We start from the raw sequence: 19,560 nt of genomic DNA on the forward strand, positions 1-19,560 counted from the left end.
GCCAAATACTTGTTCATTCATCCTCTAATGGTCTTGAAGTTAACCAAGGCTTATGCAAAACTTGAGATCCTTCGCTTGCAGCCCACTTTTAAGGAATTGATCAATGGCGCGTCTAGCCCTGCTGAGTGTATCTAATAAAACTGGTTTAATTGACCTAGCCCGTAGCTTGGTTGAAGAATTTGACTTTGATTTAATCAGCAGTGGGGGAACAGCCCAAGCCCTCAAAGATGCGGGACTCCCTGTTACTAAAGTTGCAGATTACACAGGTTCTCCAGAAATTTTAGGTGGCCGAGTCAAAACACTACATCCGCGAATTCACGGCGGGATTTTGGCGCGGCGAGATGTTCCCCAAGATATTACAGATTTAGAAAATAACCAAATTCGCCCGATTGATTTAGTGGTGGTGAATCTTTATCCTTTTGAGGAAACGATCGCTAAAGCAGGGGTGACATTATCCCAAGCTGTTGAGCAAATTGATATCGGTGGTCCTGCTATGCTACGGGCATCATCGAAAAACTTCGCCCATCTCGCTGTATTATGCGATCCAGCACAATATGAGGAGTATTTGGAGGAATTGCGCCAAAATAACGGCGCAGCATCCCTAGAGTTTCGGCAAAAGGCAGCTTTAAAAGGATTTTTACACACTGCTAGTTATGATCAAGCGATCGCATCTTACCTCGCCGGAACAGAAAATTACAATCTTAGCGGTACACAATTGCAATCTCTGCGTTACGGTGAGAATCCCCATCAACCCGCCGCCTGGTATCAAACTGGTACAACCCCAACGGGATGGACAGCCTCGACGAAACTCCAAGGCAAAGAACTTAGTTACAATAACTTAGTTGATTTAGAAGCCGCACGCCGAATTATTGCTGAATTCACTGATACCCCAGCAGCAACGATTATCAAACATACAAATCCCTGTGGTACGGCACTGGGAAGTAGTATTTTTGAAGCGTATCAAAAAGCTTTCAACGCTGATTCTGTTTCTGCCTTTGGTGGTATTGTCGCACTCAACCGCCCAATTGATGCGGCTACAGCCAGTGAGTTAACCAAAACATTTTTAGAATGTGTGGTTGCACCAAGTTGTGATGCCGAAGCTGAAGAAATCCTGGCCAAAAAATCCAACGTGCGGATTTTGACTCTAGCTGATTTGAGCAGTGGCCCTAAGGATACAGTGAAAGCGATCGCAGGTGGTTTCCTTGTCCAAGCTAGCGATGACGTGATTGCTGACGCCAGTCAATGGCAAATAGTCACCGAACGTCAACCCACCGCTAGCGAATTAGCCGAATTGCTGTTTGCTTGGAAAGTTTGCAAACACGTTAAATCCAATGCCATTGTTGTGACGAGCGATCGCACTACACTAGGAGTAGGTGCTGGTCAAATGAATCGTGTCGGCTCAGTTAAAATTGCCCTAGAACAAGCTGGAGAAAAAACCAAAGGCGCTATTCTCGCCAGCGATGGATTCTTCCCCTTCGATGATTCAGTCAGAACAGCCGCAACAGCCGGAATTACAGCCATTGTCCAACCTGGGGGAAGTTTGCGCGATAAAGATTCAATCAAAGCTGCTAACGAACTGGGTTTAGTTATGGTCTTAACTGGTGTACGTCATTTTTTACACTAAAATTCTTTGACGTCAGGTGTGCAGTTTTGAAAGTGTCACTCAATATACTTGCCCTTGGATAGAAGCGTGATATTCTGCATTTGTGTGTGAGGAGCAAGTTAAAAATAAAGAGCGCCTGGGGTGGAAACACGGCAACACTCCCAAGCGCTTTTTAATTTGTCAGAAATTGGATTACTTGTGCAGTTTTGAAAGTGTCACTCACCATACTGCCCTTTTGATGGAAGTAGTGATACTATTTATTTGTGTGAGGAGCAAGTTAAGAATAAGAAATGCCTGGGGTGGAAACACGGCAACACTCCCAGGCATTTTTTAATTTGCATATAGAAATATAAATTGGCGGTACAGTTCTGAAAGTGTCACTCACCATACTGGCCTTTTGATAGAAGTGGTGATACTATTTATTTGTGTGAGGAGCAAGTTAAAAATAAAAAGCGTTTGGGGTGGAAACACGGCAACACTCCCAGGCGTTTTTTAATTTGTATGTAGAAAAAAGTACTTGCAGATTCGCTATAATTTTTGAGATAATCACATAGATTAGAAGATCCAGTCAAAGAAGAGGAAAAGGGGCAGTTCTTGCAGGGAGCAAGGGGGAGAACCCCATAAATAAATAAATTTAGTTTCTCTGAAAACGGACGTATTATTTCTCGTGCTATGCATCTCAAAATAAATATTTTTGCTTTTGGGCATAAATAAATTTAGCTACTCTGAAACCCTTGATTACAGGGGAATTCGGTGAATCTTTCTCCCCCTGCCCCCTGCTCCCCTGCCTCTTTGGTCAACCACACCCACAATCAGAAACTCAGGTGCAAATCAATCGGCTGACTCAACAAATTCAGTTCATCATCGAGATTGATCAATTGAAACAGGTGATGCGCCAAACCCTTCTTATTGATGGATCACGCCGGGAAAATAGTGCAGAACACTCTTGGCATTTAGCAGTGATGGCGATCGCACTGGCAGAATATGCCCCAGAAGGTGTTGATATATTCCATGCGATCAAAATGCTGCTAATTCACGATTTGGTAGAAATTGATGCAGGTGACACCTTCTGTTACGATGTGCAGGGTAATGATAGCAAGGCAGCAAGAGAAGCACAAGCAGCGTTGCGTTTATTCGGGCTTTTGCCAGCAGATCAAGGTAGTGAGTTGCGTTTACTCTGGGATGAGTTTGAAGCAGGAGAAACACCCACTGCTAAGTTTGCCGTAGCCCTAGACCGTATACAACCCTTGCTGCACAATCAGCAAACTCAGGGCGGAAGTTGGCGGATTCATGGCATTAGGCGCGATCAGGTGATGAAACGGGTAGCGCCAGTAGAAATAGGTGCGCCGGAACTTTGGCCGTTTGTTCTACAACTGATTGATGATTGTGTGACAGCAGGGTATCTAAAAGAGACTTCTACCCTCAAGATTTAGGGCTGATGCGCCAAGATTGCTTCCCATTCGGACTCTGAGAGGGGTTGCACCTCGATTTGGATATGAAAACGATCGCTAGCTGCAATGACTAAAGCTGCAATAATCTTTTCAATACTCAGACTTTGAGGCAGTTGTACATCCGTAAAAGATTGTGCACCAAATACCTGAGTGAACAGTTCAGCATCGGGTTGCAAACGGATGGAACCATGTTGCAAAATCGCCCCACCACGTCGTAGTTGAGCGCTACCAATGAGTTTGCCACCATCTGGCAAAACTAAATCTGCACTGGTAGCGATGCCAAAACAGTTAGGGTTGTGGATGTAACCTCGCCCAGCCGTACCATAATGTAATTCTACGCCAAGCGATCGCCAGCCTTGAATTAAAAACTCACAAATTGTTTCGTACACCTGGAGGCGATTACCCGTCAGGCCAGATGTGACTACAGCGTAAGTTAAATCACCTTGATGTAGCACCGCCCGTCCACCAGTTGGACGCGGCACTAAATCCAGTTTTTGCCCTTGCCAAGTTAAATGTTGCCAATATTCCGGGTATTGGCGTTGATGATAGCCGAGAGAAATAGCAGGTGGCGACCAGGTATAAAAGCGCAGAGTTGACGGATGCTTTCCAGACTGATGCTGTTTTAGCAACCAGAGGTCAATCGCCATCTGCACATTGCCAGCCGCCTCTAGCAAAGGAATTAGTCGCCAAATCTGATTGCTAGGCATCCGATGCAGCAACAGCCCAATCTAAAATCCCAAATTCCTTAAGTCGCACCATATTCAGATTGTAAAACTTCATCGTTATTATCAGCGATCGTTGCCACAACAGTAATTAGCCGAGACACTTCGCCAGGAGATAACTCCGCTAAGGTGCGTGTCGATATTACAACCACTCGGTTTTCAATAATACCGAAACGCGCTTCAAAAGTACTAGAGCAGTTTAACTCCAAAAGATACCGCATCAACTTAGGTTCATTTTTGGCAGGTAAATTTAGCACCGTAGACCAAACCGTTATGGTGTCTTCATCGGTTGTCCCGTTGAGTTGGACAAATACTTCCACACTTCCGTACTTAAACTTCCAGAGATAACCACTCTCTGGAGTGCGGCTAACCATTGCACTGTCGTCTTGTTCCAAGGAGTCGATGACATTTTCAATTACCTCCACATGGTTAATGCCTGTCGTTTCGGCAATTAGCTCATCAACGGATTCATTACTAGTTAGGGTTTCTTGGTAGTTTGTCATACAGATTTTTTCTCAATATACTCGCTGTTTTATCTACACATACTTTATAACTTGTGGACGCAGTTAGTTTGAGCTTTGTTTTGCGGCTACTTTCCAAATGCCCAAAGAACATGCTGTAAGGGTTTAGCATTGCTAAACCCCTACGAAAGATGTGGTGTTTGACCTTATACATATTTAGCCTTTATTGTCAAGGCTTAAAGTTTTTAAAAGCCTTTTTCTTCTCTGCTGCTTTGAGGCGATCGCTATTTTACAGAACCAAGCATTGCTCTCTAAGCTTGCTGGAGTGCGATGTCTGACGACAAGGCTAGCGCGATCGCTATTTTTTAGCTAGTTCCTGCTGAATGTTGCGATCGCTCTTTGTTCAAGCTTTTTGACTTTTATAGTGCGATCGTCAAAACCATTCCGACTTGATCAATCAGGTAAAATGAAAGTTCTAGTTGTTCCTGAGAGGTGTCCGATGACTATCCTTGACCGCCGCCGTCAACTTCAACAACAGATTGCTCAACTTCCAGATGACCAGTTGAGTCAGGTTGAGCAATATATAGCATTTCTTGTTTTTCAGAAAACAGTTCCATCTCAATCCGAAGTGACCAAATCACCTTCCACTGGAGCTTCGATTCTGGCATCTTTAGAGCAAGCACACACTCCGCCCGGTTCTCCTCTAGAGGATGAAACCCTAGCACAACCACCTGAAGATTTTGCTGCTAAGATCGCTGAAATCAAACAACGTGGCGATCGTTCTCAATCTTTTGTCCGACGAGGTTCTACAGGTCAAGACTTGCTCAAATTTGCTGGTAATTGGTAACTTCAATGTTGTGAGCCAGACGACCAAGCTTATCTTGAACGAACTTAAGAAGTTCCGCTTTATGTTTAAGTAACCATTCAGGCTTGTTATTAGGATACAAATATATATTGTAAGTGTAAGTGTACACTTCCCAATCAACTTTGTAAACTGCTTTGCAATGGTAAAAGAAATTAACTATTCTTGTTATAGTCCTTATAGCCTTTTCACTTTCTAATGTAAATGATAAATCCAGATTTTTGGGAATACTCAAATCTGTTTTGGGATCACTCAATTTTGTTTTGTTCTGCCGAAAATCAATTTCATTCCTGCCTTTATGTCTATTGCAAATAACACACAGAGTTTGTAAGTTTTCTACAAATGTTTTCCCACCCATAGAAAACGGTTTAATATGGTCAATTTGTAATTTACCTTCTGCCTTGACTCCACAACATAGGCAAGCATAACCGTCTCGATTTTTTACTTGTTCTTTTTCTTCTTCCGTAGGGTACTGATGATCCCTCGGTGGTGTAGGCGTAGGTTTAGTTTTAGGTATTTCATTGCCATACCCATCAGTCATTATTTTATTGATAACCAACTGAAGGGCTATTAGAAGACGATTTGGTGTTTTATAGAAAGTTTCCCACAACATTCCAGCTTTTGAAAACTCTTGCTTGACATAGTTGTTTAGTTGTGGATTTGAAAAATTAATTAGCTCATGAGCAATTTTATCTAAGTCATAGATTTCTCTTTCTTCAAAGGAGTGATACGGAGGTGTAGAATGTAGATTATCTTGAGCGATGTGACGAACAATCTTAATTAAATCTGAACTAAGCCTTCTGCCAATGTCATCAGTTTCATCGTCAAAATACTTATCTATCCATTCTTTAACTTTAGGCTGCATCCATTCATCATCAAGATACTCTTTAGACCATTCATCTAGTAACTTTAGTAACTTTGGGTCAGTAATAGAGCTAATAAAAGCCTCAAACTTGGATTGCGTATGTTCATAGACCATGACAAATTCAGTAAATGGCTCCATTGAGTCATTGTTATTATCAGAGTCAGCATATACAATTTCAGTTTTATACCATCCAACAGGAAATATTTTCTTGTATTCTATTGGATAAAGTCCATTATTCTCAATTGACTTCGATAATTCTTCGATTAGACGAATTGATATATATTCCAGTGGATAATTTTCTCCTTTTTCAGGCTTTCCAGGATCAGGTTTAGTATGGCCATCTTCTGGGTTAACCCAGTCAATTAAACGTTTCCAGTCATCGAAGAACAAAATAACATTTGCCTCATCACTGCTCCCTCCTGCTTTTTTCCCACGTAAAGCTCTACCAATCATTTGAGTCATTAGAATTGAGCTTGTTGTTTGGCGAGTAATAAATACAGTTTGAACATTAGGAACATCAACCCCTTCTGTTAACATTCTTACATTGATTAAAACATCAAGCTTATCACTTTTGAAATTATCTAAAATTCTTTTATTGTCATCTTCTTTACGTTTATTTCTTGCATCTGCCAAACCTGGATCAGCATCTATATGCGAATAAATGGCATCTGCTTTAATGCCTTTTTCAACAAGTTTATTCTTTATATATTCACATTGAAACCAACGGTCAGCAAAGATAATAGTTTTACCATAAGTATCTTTTTTAGACACATAACTGTTTACAATAAAATTGTTTCTATGTTTATTATCTGCAAGAACTTCGATAATTGATTCAGGAAGGTCTTTATGTTGCTTAACTAATCGGTCGTATAATTTATCATCAACTTCCATGTCTATGCCAGTTGACACTTCAATGTAATTAGGTCTAGCTAAAATACATTGTGTTATTAAAGTTTCTTTATCAGCTTGATAAATAACTCCATTATTTCCATCTGTAAATATTTTCCATAACCAACCTTTCTTAGCTTTATCTGTATAAGTTGGTGTAGCTGTTAAACCGAGTATATTTGAATTGGGTACTAACGCTCGAAGTCCTTTTTCACCAATCAATAAATTTCTGCAACCATAAGCCGGTGAATGGTGAGCTTCATCGACTACTACAAAAAGTCCTGTTTCTTTAGAATCCTCAATAAATTTTCTAAAAGCTGTCCCAACTTTATTACCCAAACCGTCTAGAGCATCAGGGTGTAAATTACTGATAGCTGTTTGTATTGTCATAATGACAATATCATCGGTTAGTAGTATAGATGATGCTTTGGCATGAGAAGGAATGCTGGAAACGCGCCTAATATTCAATGTTTTTTTAGAATGTGAAATATCCCTGGCATTTTCACAAAAAGTAGAGAATGCTTGATCCAGTAGATAAAACGAAGGAGCTAACCAAAGGATTTTAATATTTTTAGGGATTACGTGGTCACACGACCACTTAACAGCTGTAAATGTTTTGCCTGCACCTGTTGGAAGTACTAATAGTCCACTCCTCGGTTTTTTACTGTCAAGTTCAAATGTACTACTGAGTTTTTTAAACGCCTCAACTTGATGCTGAAAGGGAGGCTTAGGAGAAAAGTGACTATCTTGTTTTCTCAGTTGCTCAAGATTGAGCGATTCATACTCTGCATACTGCATAAATATTCTCTTTGTTTGGAACGCAAGTTTTTGTGGATAAATACAATTTGTACTTCAAACTTATGATTCCCAAAATTTTGTGTGATGTATCACTGTGCTGAATCGGGAAAATTGTACGCTAAAAAATTTAATAAACCTCGATCGCGTAATAAGGGTGCTAGAGAATTGCGCTCAAAACCATTATTTTCGCTTGCCTATGGGAACTAAAGTAAAAAATTTTGGGGCTTATTTTCTTATGGTTCCCATTTTGGCATCAGATGCGATCGCCTCTGATGAAGTCATGAGTATCTCAATCTGTAACATTTTGGCTCTTTTTTGAGCGTCTTGTACGGAACTACATCAGTGATTTTGCGAGCAGATGAGGAAACTGAAGCAGAGCTAGATTAATGGTCTACCAAAAGTGCAATGCCTGGGTTTTTGCTAGCCTATGCCAAACCGGATAATTTGGGCAGACGACAGACGACGTTATACATTAATAAGTGTATCTGCAATACCGGACTTGTTCTGGCTCAGTCTCAATAGCAAAGGTTTGGAGATGTTTACTTTATCAGAAACTTCTATCCTAGTGGCAATCCTACTGGTAGCTTTAGGCATTTTGGGCTGGGGCTTTTATCGCGCCAGACCTTTTGGTAAACTGGGAATCTTAGCCTGGTTACAGTCGGTGGTGTTGATGACTCCCTGGCTCCTGTTTTTTGGATTGTTTGCCGCAGGAATTTACATCAATATAGCGGGTATATTGTTCTTAGTGGTGACTTCCGCCGGATTGTACATCTTCTTGGGCAGACAGTTACGCGCAGCTGGGCAAGATGCTATCCTCAAGCAACGCGCCACAGAAAGACTCGCTGCTGATTCCTCACTTGCAGCAAATTCCCCACAACTAGCAGTAGCAGAACTGAAAGCGGAGATCCCGCCAATACCGGAAGATGACTTAAATACAATTAAAGGCATTTTCGGTATCGATACGTTTTTTGCCACAGAAACGATCGCTTATCAAGATGGAGCCATTTTTAAAGGCAATCTGCGAGGAGAACCAGAAGAGGTTCACAACCGTCTAACTGCAAAATTACGGCAACGCCTTGGTGATCAATATCGCCTGTTTTTAGTAGAAAATACTGATGCTAAACCAGTGGTAATTGTCCTGCCGAGCCGCAATGATCCGCGTCCGATGTTGTTATCGCAAAAAGCTTTTGCAGGTATTCTGTTGATAGCAACTATTGCCACAAATTTAGAAGCTGCGGGTTTATTGCTAAATTTTGATTTCTTTGGCAATCCAGGGCGCTTTAAAGAAGCTTTGCCCATAGGCGCTGGGATATTGACGATTTTAGTGGCTCATGAAATTGGTCATTGGATACTTGCCCAGCGTCACCAAATTCGCCTTAGCTGGCCTTTCTTTCTGCCTGCTGTGCAAATTGGCTCCTTTGGTGCAATTACCCGCTTTGAGTCTCTGTTGCCCAACCGCAAGGTATTATTTGATATTGCCTTGGCAGGGCCAGCCGCAGGTGGTATTGTCTCTTTATTAATGCTGGTGACGGGTTTGTTGCTTTCCCACCCAGGTAGTTTATTTCAGTTGCCAAATCAGTTTTTCCAAGGGTCGATTTTGGTGGGAAGTTTGGCGCGAGTTGTTCTTGGTTCGGCTTTGCAGTCATCCTTGGTAAGTGTTCATCCCCTAGTGGTGATTGGTTGGCTGGGTTTAGTAATTAACGCTTTGAACTTGATGCCCGCAGGACAACTAGATGGTGGCCGCATTGTTCAGGCGATTTATGGACGCAAAACCGCAGGACGAGCAACGATCGCAACTTTAATTTTACTGGCGCTAGTGTCTCTTGGTAATACTCTTGCCATGTACTGGGCGATCGTGATTTTCTTTTTGCAACGGGATCAAGAACGCCCCAGCTTGAATGAAATTACTGAACCTGATGATGCTAGAGCCGCTTTGGGGCTTTTGGCTCTATTCTTAATGATTACCACGCTTCTACCCCTAACTCCGGGCTTGGCTGGGCGTTTGGGAATAGGATAGTGTTTATCGAGCCTACACCCAAATAAGCAATATCTGCAATTCGGGTGTGCGCTCAACTTACCAGAGTTTATAAACGAATAGACCTTGTAAGATTAGATGAGCGCACCAGGAATGTTTACATCTTGGCGAATAATTCAATAGAAGCTGAGATAACACCAACTGGAGAAATTTTTTGGTTATGACAAAACCTAACCTTCAACAAATGACTTTAGAACAGCTAAGAGCTTATATTTTGGAGCATCGCAACGACGATGAAGCATTCCATATATACATCGACAGAAGACGCGCCCAATCTCCAAAACAGGTTCCGATGACAATTGAGGAAGCGGAGGCTGATTTACAGAGACGGTTTGGACAGCAAGCTAGTTAAATTACCATGACCGAATTTTAGATTTTAAATTTTGGATAATGGAAAAGAAGATAGTGATTGTCGGTGAGTCTGCGCGATCTTGGGGGTTTCCCCTATGAGCGACTGACGAACCCCGAAGGGGTGAATCTTCACTGAAATTAAGGAATAAGAATTAAATAACATACAGTTTATGTCCCTGGCTTACCTCACCCTCAATCCCTCTCCGATATATTGGAGAGGGAGACTAGAGACAGGATGAAGTTTTGCATTTTATTTAATCCACGTTCCTAAGTGATGTCTTCACCGACAGGTTGCTAGGAAAATTAACTGAACGGTTTCCAACCTGTTAGCAAATTCGGGTAAGCCGTTGGTGTGGGGAAAATTTTCTGAAAGCCAATTTGACGCTCTTGGGGCTTTTCTTTGCTCATATTCCAGAGGCTTTCATAGAAGAAGAAAGAAACTCCAGCAAAATTGCGATCGCGTACTTTTTGCACTTGTGTTTGAATCTGTTGCATCGGTACAGATCGGTTTTTCAACCCGGACAAAATGCCCACACTCACTGGAATATGACTTTTTGCCGCTTTCACTTCTGGATACTCTAATTCGCTGACAAAAACATTCAAGTCATCCCGATATATTTGCAAAACTAAGTCTTCAATGATTCCCAGCCGTTCCCACTTCTGCCAGTCTGCTAAAGAGAAGTCGTAGGAAAAACGTTGAGGATTAGGAGCAACGGAAACCAAGCAATTTTTTTTAGTAGCTTTGATGGTTTTGAATACCCGTTTCATAAACTCGGTAATTTTGTTAGCTCTCCAACTCACCCATTCTGGATCTTGAGAGTCTTTGGAGGGAGCTTGACCACGGTGTTCTTTTTTGTAAAGTGCCACTGTATAGGCATCGTAACCTAATTCTGATGGTAAGCCAAAATGGTCATCAAATTGAATGCCATCGATATTGTAGTTTCTCACAATTTCAATGATTAAATCTTGAATAAATTGTTGTACTTCTGGGTGGAAGGGATTTAGCCAAACGCGATTATCTCTGCCATCTTTGACAATGCGAGTCCCATCACTGCGACTGGTGAGCCATTGGGGACGGTTTTTAGCTAATAGAGAATCGACTGGTGCCATGAAGCCAAATTCAAACCAGGGAATCACTGTTAAGCCTTTTTGATGTCCCACATCGACAATTTCTTTAAGGATATCTCGCCCTTTGAGTCCGGGTGTGGGATCGAGCGATCGCCCGATAACTTTGGCTGCAACTTTGCTAGGATATAATGTATATCCCCAATTCCAAACCGCCGGATATATCGTGTTAAAATTGAGTTGATCGAGACGTTGCAAAGATTCCTTGAGGCGATCGCGCTCAAATAACACATCACTATCAATATTTGTTAACCACACTCCCCTTAACTCAGATGCTGGCGTTGGCGTAGCCCACCGAAGGGATCGCGGCAGATTAATTTGAGCGTTCAGAGGGAACGATAGGATTACCGTAGCTACTACACTCAAGGTAACTATAACGGCAAACAAAAGAGACTTTCTGCTTTGGCGAATATTCCACCAAGAATGAAACTCAACACACCACTTTACAAACCTTTTCATCATTTGCTACAGAGATGATCAAATTATGAACAATCAGCATGAATAGCGATCGTTTCGATTGTAAGCGCTAAAACTTATCTAACTCTCTTGAATTTTGAATTGTTATTAGGGACTTCCAGAAAATAAATTATCCAATTTATTCAGATTATATTTTTCTTAATCCCCCTGCTCCCTGCTCCCTGCCCCCTGCCCCCTGCCCCCTTGCTTACACAATGATTGGTTATTTTTTTATTTGGAAGTCCCTTATTGTGCCCTGGCTGCAATCTGATTCCAGGCTTTGACTGCTGCTTGTAAATTCTTTGGCAGGTTATTTAGAGAAATATCGTTGTACTGAACCGTACCCTCAAGGCTAGTGAGAGTGAAGGTAATATAGTCAGCAGCACCACTGGGCGCTGGGTAACTCAGATTCTGGAATTTACTAAATTTAGAACGTTCTAAAAATCTCTGAAATTGTTGCACCTGTTGCACAGAAACACGGTGAACAGTACGCTCAGAATCATTGGCATCACCAATCCGCACGCGAATCAATCGCCCATCTTTGAGTAAAACAGTCTCGTAGGTTCTGCCAGTAATACCACCACTGGAGATTTGCCGAAATACTACATCTCTATTTAACGGTGGTGGTAACTCGCTGACTGGAATTTGTACAGGGGCTAGTGTATTTTCATTAGCTTTTTCATTCAGCCTGACTGCGGAACCTGTTTGATTGGTATGATAAACCCAGTTTTGTTTGCCATTAGATACCACAATCCGCCAACCAGGAACTAACGCTTGGGTACAGAGTTCATCAGCTTGAGGCAGTTCCAAGCAACCATTGCGCCAAGTCTGTTGATTATAATCAATAATTTTCAGTTCTTTGGTTAAAATTCCCTGTCTGCGGGCTAAATCTCGCAGTACCGCCTTAGCTACTGGACGTGGCAAGCTGTTTGGTTTAATATTGTCTTTAAGAACTTCATTGCTTGTTTCTAGCGAGAAGTTCGCAGAAGCAGCTGTAGCCGCATTGACAAGTGTTAAACCACTAGTAATAGACAAAATTCCAGTCAAAATCAAAGCAGTGAAAATTCGCGCTTGATTAGTGTTAAAGTAGTGTTTCTGCATGAGTTTCATGGTAATATAGCTATATGACTAAGAGATATTATCCAACTACAAATGGACAATATAAACCAATATGCTTGGGTTAGCGCCAAAAACCTTAAACTGTGTAGGTTGGGTTTCGTTCCTCAACCCAACCTACAATTATCCTTAACCCAAGCGTATTGCAATATAAAGTACATAATTCTAGAACTTCACGAGTAGGAATTAGTTTCTTTCTTTTGAAACAGATATAAAGACAGACGCTGATGTACTAATTGTTTGTTCCTTATACAAATTCTGAATAAAAATGCACTCAATCAAAACGCCCTCTAGTCGTACGGCAATCAATTAAGAATTCAGAAGCTCAGACTTGATTGAGTAGGTGGGTTGAATTAAATATAAAACTGCTGTAGCAACTGACTCCTCTACACCTATTCCATCTTCTAATTTGGAAAATAGCTTGCGAGGAAATCTACTAACGCTTTTTACCTCACCTTAGTCAGCGAGGATTCAATAAAAGTAATTTTAGAAAATAATCAGAGAGAAGCGTAGCTTAGATTTTGTCATCTCAGCCAATATTAAGCCCTCATGGCTTGTTGTTCAGATTCAACGAACTGATTTTGAGGTACATCAAATCTAATGGTACTAGCTGCCCAGTCTTTGAAATCGGGTGCTAGCCAGACTAGCTTGCGTAGAATTTCATCATTTACCCACAACACCAAGGGAAACCGAAACTGTTTCCGAAACTCATCTCGCATGATGTTGGTACTGATGATTAGTTGGTTAATTGCCACTACAGATTCTAAACCCCGTATCATCAAGGCTTCGGGTTGAGTAGTACCAATTGCAGTTGTAATAGCTGTATATAATGTGTTAGCCGCAGGTGGGAGTGAGACTTCGTGGATATGTGCTGATGAAAATTCTGTTAACAAATTCAGCACTTGGTGCTGCCTTTGAATAGAGTTACAACAGGCTAATAACAGTGAAAACTCTCCACCCGAAACCATCATCGCCCTTACCAGCCTCTTAGTGGCTGCTGTGCTGCTAGCTGTGCCGTTTTCCGAATTACTTAAGCTGATCATTTAAAAATCCTGCTTCTAATTTTCAAAATGTCTGAGTGATATTCAGTTATTCTACTCTATTAATTTTTACTCAAAAGTGTTGATAGGTTAATTTGGATGAGGTTTTCTCTATAACACTAAGTATTACATAACGAACAAGATATGGTGTATTATATTATGTTTACAATTAAGTGATAATGTAAAGATAGTATCAACACAATCTAAGTAAAAGGGTATAGGCGAAGAATTAGCAATTTAATTATTACTGTATTCTCATAGATTTTCACATCTCCCAGCAATTAAGTAGTGTTTTCTTAGCATACAGTAAAAAAATAGCTCAGTAAAAGCTTAACAACAAACATTGGGAAATGGGAGAAAACTTAACTGGCTAGTAGTTTACTATCACCTACGATCGCTAGCTGGCTACAAATCATTTTCCTTTGCCAAACCACTTCGGGGCGCGTGTAGAGTGTGGAATAGTAAAATGGTATCAGCCCAAGATGCGAAAATCTCCCTCCATTAAAATTAACTAAAATTAACGCTTCTTTACCACCTACTATGCTATTTGGCTGGATTATTATCCAGAACAGACTTCTTTACGAAAATGACTTAGGGAGGCAACAACCTAATCATTAGCAATAATAGGTACTGAAAACCCAAATTAACTCATCCATTTGATAGAATTATAGATTCAAGATGTTGCCTCGTTAGGAATTATGTTTTGATTGAGCCTATGAAACACTCGGCATCGCAGAACGAATTGCACTAATAAAATTTTGGGCATAATTCTGCGTTGAGAAATCGAGGGCGCGTTGTCTGGCAGCCATTCCCGCACTCTGGGCAAATTCTTGCTCGTCAAGATAGCGGAGAATTGCGATCGCTAATTTATCTGCATCGCCGTAAGGTGTTAATAGTCCATTCATGCCATCGGTAATAATCTCTGTCGGACCGCCTGCACTGCCAGCAATTACAGGTTTACCCAGCGCCATCGCCTCAATAATCACAATCCCAAACGGCTCTTTATCTGAGGCATGAACAAATACATCCATCGCCTGTACCCACTCAGGGATATTACGCTGTAGCCCAGCCATAATTACCTGCTCTTTCAAACCGAATGCGGCGATTTCTGCTTTTAAGAAGTCCTGATAATCCGGTTCCAAATCGTGCTTACCGCCAACCACTACACAATGAGCATCAGGATACTTCTGTAAAATTTTGGGCATCGCCTGTACCAGTACGTGCATTCCTTTCCATCGTTGCAATCGTCCAACAATTCCAATCAACGGACCGTGTAAAGGTAAGCCCAACTTCCGCCGTGCTTCTTCAGGAGAAGGTAAAGCATTAGGTTCAAATCGATCTAGTGCTACACCAGGATAAACCAAAGGTGTTGGTCTGTGAGGCCAAATTTCTGCCTGTGCTTGCTTGCCATCTTGAGAAAGGGTGATAATTGCGCGGGCTGGTATTAAAGTTGCAATTCGCACCAACCAAGTTTTGTCACTAGGTACTTCTAGTTGATACCACACAGCAGGCAATCCCGCCAGCATTGCCGCCAAACCTCCAGATATATGCGTTATCCACATCCAATTGACAATTATATCTGCACCTTCGCGGCGGGCGATCGCAGCTATCCGAAAAACAGCGCCAATAAAACGGTGGATTTGGCGTAAACGTCCACTTTCTACAACTCGCGCATCAATACCCAGGGACTTTACTTGTTCTACCATCGGGCCGTCTTCTAAAAATATCACCAGCCACTCAACACCAGCATTACGTCCCTGCTGTACCAAATCCCAAAGCATCATTTCACCGCCGCCTCGTTGCTCGGCTAGTGGCATTACAATAATTACTTTCATAATCTATAAGAGTCCTATTTATGTTGTAAGATTTATCAGAACCTCGACTTATTAGAAAAGTCAGGGTTTTGAGGATTGGTATAGTACTTATGTCCTGCCATAGCCATAGCTAAAAATCCCCAAAGAATCATCCCTGCTACGCTTAACATCCCGCTACCAATAACTAACTGTGTAGCAGAACTGATGCCAATGGCGCGGGCAGCACTAACAAAACTATCGAAACGACCTTCACCATAGCTGCTAACACTAATAATCAATAAGATTAATCCACCCATATAAAAGATGGCTCCAAACCAACCAAGGGTGAAAAACATATCTAATATGCCACTATCAATCACCACCACTTCAATTTGACCAGTTTTTTCGTTGACTTTCCAGATATTTCCTAAGCCGTTACCTAGACCATTAGAAAGGGCTAAACCCAGGTTTTTGTCATAACTTCCCGATCTATCTTTAAAACTGTTATCTTCTTCAAGATTAGAAAAAGTTTGCAAACGGGCTGCTACAACCCCAGAAATTGGCTCGATAGTTGTCAATGGTACAACACAAATTGCCATCACTACAATTATGGTAATTAAGCGCATTTGAATCCGCGCTTTAACTGAACCCATAATCATAATTATTCCAAATAACCAGCCTCCCCAATTAGTACGTGCCTGTGTTAACAGGAAGGATAAGTAACCAACAGCTGAAGCCGGAAAAATTAAATTTCCTGAACTTGTAAATAATAACAGCAATCCAGCTTGCATGACGGAACCAAAGGGACCGACTGAGTGCAATGTACTCCAGACGCGCATCCCGAAAGGTACAGGCTTTCCAGAACTCATGAATAGCTTTGATTGGATAAGCCAGTATCTATCCCACTCAGGAGCCACCACGAATTGATATACGCCATAAGTTCCTAAAATCAACACACACCAGAGGAATGTTCGCTGAAAGTTCTGGCGATAGCTGGGATAATCTCGCCAGTTTATAAATAAGTGAAAAGCGAAGATGATCGGACTGAGCCAATCCATCAATCCGCGTGCTACAGGGATAGGTGGATTGTAAATCAGACCGATTAGAAAGCCATAGAACACTCCGATAAAAGCCAAAACAAACGGTAAGCCCCCTTGAGCAGAGGCGCGGGGAAAGTGTCGTAAGAATGTTGCTATGGTGACAAATACCACTAAATAGGGTGCTATGAGCATTTGACGGGTAGCATCCCAGCCCACCCGATAGTCAACTAAGCGAGTAGCTAAGGGCGTGAGAAACCAGATCCACCAGGTAAAGCTGATGTAGAGAATGGGATGCCGCAAGTATAAAAATACGCCTACTGCTAAAGCTGTCACCGGGTAAATTAGGCGCAATGCAGCAGTAGCACCAGCAAAATAACAAACTACAGTTAGTAATACAAAGGCTGCGATCGCCATCCAACCCTGTTGCGATCGCTCCTCAGGAGAATAGCTTTCTTGTAAAAAACTATTGAAAAGTATCTGCTTAGAAGTCATTCAATTTTAGATTTTTGATTTTAGATTTTGGATTACTGGCTCTCTGGAGACAGCAACCCACCCGTCGGGAGCATCTCAATGAGTGTAAAAAGCCTTGTAAAACCTCACCCCAACCCTCTCCTTGGTAAGGAGAGGGAGCAAGAATCTTGTTTCTCATCTGGTATATTTGCAAAACTGAGATGCTCCCCCACCCGTCTTAATTTCCTGGTAGAATCTGGGAACTAGAGCTAAGAAGAAATTGAATTCATTTTGAATTTTGAATTTTGAATTTTGAATTGCTTATATCCTTGCCAACGTCCACGCCAAGATGCCAGCAACTTCTTACCCGCCAACTGCTTTTGGCTAGGTAAAAATCTCAGCCATTGTACGAAACCCAAACTATCGCACGTACCCACGAATACTGCCCAGAACAAAAATACAATCCGGCGGATAAATGGCAAATGCTCTAATAAAACTAAAGTTTCATTATGGACTAAATTAATAAAGGCAATGTCATTAAAGTTATTTCGCTGATCTTCATCAAAACGTTGTGCAGGATAGTGATCTACAGCAACATTAGGATCATAAATTATCTTCCAACCACTCCGCTTTAATGTCAGAGTGAACGCCATTTCAAAGTGTACCTGCGCTCCTGTACCACGCATCCGCTCATCAAAGCGTAATTGCCCGATTGCTAGGGTACGAAAACTCATGTTTACGCCCTTGAGAATATCGACTTCGCGGGGTTTTCCCACTCCCAGGTGATGGTTGCCAATCACTCGCCCAAACCACTGCAACTGTCCAACTACTAAGCGGGATTCGTCTTCTAATTTGCTGCCGTGGTGTATCCAATCACGCCCACCAAGACCACCAATGCAACTATCACTGATAAAGTGAGCGGCGATGCGCTCTAACCAATCTGGGTGGGGTGCGGCATCATCATCAGTAATGGAAACAATATCGCCCTCCACTGCTGCTAGTCCGGCATTGAGAGCTGCTACTACCCCCGGTTGTGTCACTTTCACGGTATGCAATGGCAGATTGTGCGCGTTTAATTGCGTTAGAAATTGCCAAGTTTCTGCATCCGTATCGCGGACAACCACTATCACCTGATCAACGGGTTTAGTTTGCTCCTGTAGCGCCAAAAGGCAGCGTGAGAGGTCTTGTGGACGGCGATAAGTCGGTATGAGAACGGTGTTCCGCATTCTTGCTTAACTCCTCGAATAGATCCACATAAGTTTGTGCCATAGTAATCCAGCTATGTTGTTCTGCCACACAGCGAGCTGCTTCACCCATCTGTTGTATGAGGGCGCGATCGCTCACCAAAGACATCAACGCCACAGCTAAAGCATCGATATCATCTGAGTCGGGTAAGACGATGCCACATTCTGGTGTCACCAACTCTGCACCTCCGGTAGCTGTGGCAGTAATTACTGGCAGTCCTGAAGAAAGTGCTTCTAACAATACGAGGCTACAAGCTTCGTATCGGGAAGGAAAAATAAATAAATCGACTGCTCGCATAATTTCGGGGATATCACGGCGATATCCGACAAAATGCACGCGTTCGCTTAACCCCAAGAAAGCCGCGAGTTGAGGGAAGGGACTACCTTCGATATGACCAACCACCGCCAGATGTAAATCGGGAACTTCCGCCAAGGCGTGCAACACTGTATCTAAATTCTTTCTGGGTGTGCGGATGTCTCCAGCGAACAATGCTAGGGTGACATTCTCTGCTAAACCTAATTTTTGGCGATTGCTTTCACCAGGGGCAAATTCTTCTAAGTCAACGCCATTGACAATTACCCGAATGTGAGAACGGGGTACACCAATGTTGACTAATTCCTGGGCTACCTTTTGGGATACAGCTACAACAACCTGGGCTTTTTGGAAAGCCTGTTTTTCCCAACGGGCATTAAAAGCCGTAAACAACCACTGGTAAAAACCATATAAGTCTCGACGATTGCGGGAAATATGAACAGGCGATCGCAACCATGAACTGTGGACAAAATGTACAGCATTCACATCAGCCGCAGCCAGATTAATTGCTCCATTGACTTTAACTAAATCAATGCCAGAGCGATGTTTACCCAACCAATCTGCACTTTTTTGGGCAAATATGAAATTACGAAGGAATTCTGTGGGATAGCTTTTAACTGGAATTCTAATCCAATTAACTTGACTATTATCTTCTAGTTCTGGTGCGACTTCACTAGCTAATAATGTCAAGTGATGACCACGACGAATTGCTTCATTAGCAACTTCATAGTTTACCCGTCCCTGACCATCGCCTTTTTTGATTTTATGGGTAACAATACAAAGTTTCATACACTACCTTATTTAGTAAAAGAACTTATGCAAATGCTCAAACAAAGAGTTGAAAACAATCCTATTTATTTCTATTCTCTCTGTGTCCTCTGCGATCCCCTGCGGGAAGCAGCTTTGCGTCCAGGGCTATTTAGTTCTAGGCATAAACCGCCCAGAAC

Annotated in this window: 18 protein-coding genes; 8 read left to right on the plus strand and 10 right to left on the minus strand. The window is 42.0% G+C overall.

Annotated features, from left to right (window positions below):
* Window positions 1-103: 103 nt before the first annotated feature.
* Together purH and V7K31_RS04815 are read left to right on the plus strand one after the other, a co-directional pair.
* Window positions 104-1,624, plus strand: a complete 1,521-nt coding sequence (gene purH, locus V7K31_RS04810) for a bifunctional phosphoribosylaminoimidazolecarboxamide formyltransferase/IMP cyclohydrolase (protein ID WP_335092892.1) — start codon at window positions 104-106, stop codon at window positions 1,622-1,624.
* Between the two features lie 803 nt (window positions 1,625-2,427).
* On the plus strand, window positions 2,428-3,036 hold the full coding sequence (locus V7K31_RS04815) for an HD domain-containing protein (RefSeq protein ID WP_335092893.1): 609 nt from the start codon (window positions 2,428-2,430) through the stop codon (window positions 3,034-3,036).
* On the opposite strand, the gene V7K31_RS04820 is transcribed toward V7K31_RS04815, so the two are convergent.
* Both V7K31_RS04820 and V7K31_RS04825 read right to left on the minus strand, forming a co-directional pair.
* A complete protein-coding gene (locus V7K31_RS04820) occupies window positions 3,033-3,761 on the minus strand; it encodes a lipoate--protein ligase family protein (RefSeq protein ID WP_335092894.1) in 729 nt (242 codons plus the stop codon). The two genes, V7K31_RS04815 and V7K31_RS04820, sit on opposite strands and share 4 nt — an antisense overlap.
* A 38-nt stretch (window positions 3,762-3,799) precedes the next feature.
* Window positions 3,800-4,279 carry a YbjN domain-containing protein gene (locus V7K31_RS04825; RefSeq protein ID WP_335092896.1) on the minus strand — a complete coding sequence of 160 codons (480 nt, stop codon included), beginning with the start codon at window positions 4,277-4,279 and terminating at the stop codon, window positions 3,800-3,802.
* Between the two features lie 184 nt (window positions 4,280-4,463).
* Here V7K31_RS04825 and V7K31_RS04830 point away from each other — a divergent pair, with 184 nt between their 5' ends.
* Together V7K31_RS04830 and V7K31_RS04835 are read left to right on the plus strand one after the other, a co-directional pair.
* The gene (locus V7K31_RS04830) at window positions 4,464-4,610 is read left to right on the plus strand and encodes a hypothetical protein (RefSeq protein ID WP_335092898.1); all 147 of its coding nucleotides are present in this window, start codon (window positions 4,464-4,466) and stop codon (window positions 4,608-4,610) included.
* Window positions 4,611-4,703: 93 nt separating this feature from the next.
* On the plus strand, window positions 4,704-5,084 hold the full coding sequence (locus tag V7K31_RS04835; protein WP_335092900.1) for a hypothetical protein: 381 nt from the start codon (window positions 4,704-4,706) through the stop codon (window positions 5,082-5,084).
* On the opposite strand, the gene V7K31_RS04840 is transcribed toward V7K31_RS04835, so the two are convergent.
* Window positions 5,062-7,650, minus strand: a complete 2,589-nt coding sequence (locus V7K31_RS04840; protein ID WP_335092901.1) for a DEAD/DEAH box helicase family protein — start codon at window positions 7,648-7,650, stop codon at window positions 5,062-5,064. The two genes, V7K31_RS04835 and V7K31_RS04840, sit on opposite strands and share 23 nt — an antisense overlap.
* Window positions 7,651-7,846: 196 nt before the next feature.
* On the opposite strand from V7K31_RS04840, the gene V7K31_RS04845 reads away from it, so the two are divergent.
* The 4 genes from V7K31_RS04845 (at window position 7,847) to V7K31_RS04855 (ending at window position 10,037) form a co-directional block, all read left to right on the plus strand.
* Window positions 7,847-7,969 carry a hypothetical protein gene (locus tag V7K31_RS04845; RefSeq protein WP_335092902.1) on the plus strand — a complete coding sequence of 41 codons (123 nt, stop codon included), beginning with the start codon at window positions 7,847-7,849 and terminating at the stop codon, window positions 7,967-7,969.
* Window positions 7,970-8,185: 216 nt separating this feature from the next.
* Window positions 8,186-9,667, plus strand: a complete 1,482-nt coding sequence (locus V7K31_RS04850; RefSeq protein ID WP_335092961.1) for a site-2 protease family protein — start codon at window positions 8,186-8,188, stop codon at window positions 9,665-9,667.
* A gap of 38 nt (window positions 9,668-9,705) precedes the next feature.
* Complete coding sequence (locus V7K31_RS31795; RefSeq protein WP_442941213.1) at window positions 9,706-9,849, plus strand: DUF6888 family protein; 144 nt, start codon at window positions 9,706-9,708, stop codon at window positions 9,847-9,849.
* On the plus strand, window positions 9,846-10,037 hold the full coding sequence (locus tag V7K31_RS04855) for a DUF6887 family protein (protein WP_334942701.1): 192 nt from the start codon (window positions 9,846-9,848) through the stop codon (window positions 10,035-10,037). The genes V7K31_RS31795 and V7K31_RS04855 overlap by 4 nt, the downstream gene beginning before the upstream one ends.
* Window positions 10,038-10,339: 302 nt before the next feature.
* Here V7K31_RS04855 and V7K31_RS04860 read toward each other — a convergent pair whose 3' ends face one another.
* From V7K31_RS04860 to V7K31_RS04890, 7 genes are all read right to left on the minus strand, one after another.
* Window positions 10,340-11,620, minus strand: a complete 1,281-nt coding sequence (locus V7K31_RS04860; RefSeq protein WP_335092962.1) for a glycoside hydrolase family 10 protein — start codon at window positions 11,618-11,620, stop codon at window positions 10,340-10,342.
* Between the two features lie 243 nt (window positions 11,621-11,863).
* A complete protein-coding gene (locus V7K31_RS04865) occupies window positions 11,864-12,727 on the minus strand; it encodes a hypothetical protein (RefSeq protein WP_335092904.1) in 864 nt (287 codons plus the stop codon).
* 545 nt (window positions 12,728-13,272) lie between these two features.
* Window positions 13,273-13,776, minus strand: coding sequence for a hypothetical protein (locus V7K31_RS04870; protein WP_335092906.1), 504 nt, complete (start codon window positions 13,774-13,776; stop codon window positions 13,273-13,275).
* Window positions 13,777-14,486: 710 nt separating this feature from the next.
* Window positions 14,487-15,608: a glycosyltransferase family 4 protein gene (locus tag V7K31_RS04875; protein ID WP_335092907.1), complete on the minus strand. Its 1,122-nt coding sequence runs from the start codon at window positions 15,606-15,608 to the stop codon at window positions 14,487-14,489.
* Window positions 15,609-15,643: 35 nt separating this feature from the next.
* A complete protein-coding gene (locus V7K31_RS04880) occupies window positions 15,644-17,098 on the minus strand; it encodes an O-antigen ligase domain-containing protein (protein WP_335092909.1) in 1,455 nt (484 codons plus the stop codon).
* 227 nt (window positions 17,099-17,325) lie between these two features.
* Window positions 17,326-18,282, minus strand: coding sequence for a glycosyltransferase family 2 protein (locus V7K31_RS04885; protein WP_335092911.1), 957 nt, complete (start codon window positions 18,280-18,282; stop codon window positions 17,326-17,328).
* Window positions 18,200-19,402 carry a glycosyltransferase family 4 protein gene (locus V7K31_RS04890; protein ID WP_335092912.1) on the minus strand — a complete coding sequence of 401 codons (1,203 nt, stop codon included), beginning with the start codon at window positions 19,400-19,402 and terminating at the stop codon, window positions 18,200-18,202. Before V7K31_RS04890 ends, V7K31_RS04885 begins: the two co-directional genes overlap by 83 nt.
* Window positions 19,403-19,560 lie beyond the last annotated feature (158 nt).

This window comes from Nostoc sp., from assembly GCF_036917675.1.
Classification (GTDB): Bacteria; Cyanobacteriota; Cyanobacteriia; order Cyanobacteriales; family Nostocaceae; genus Nostoc.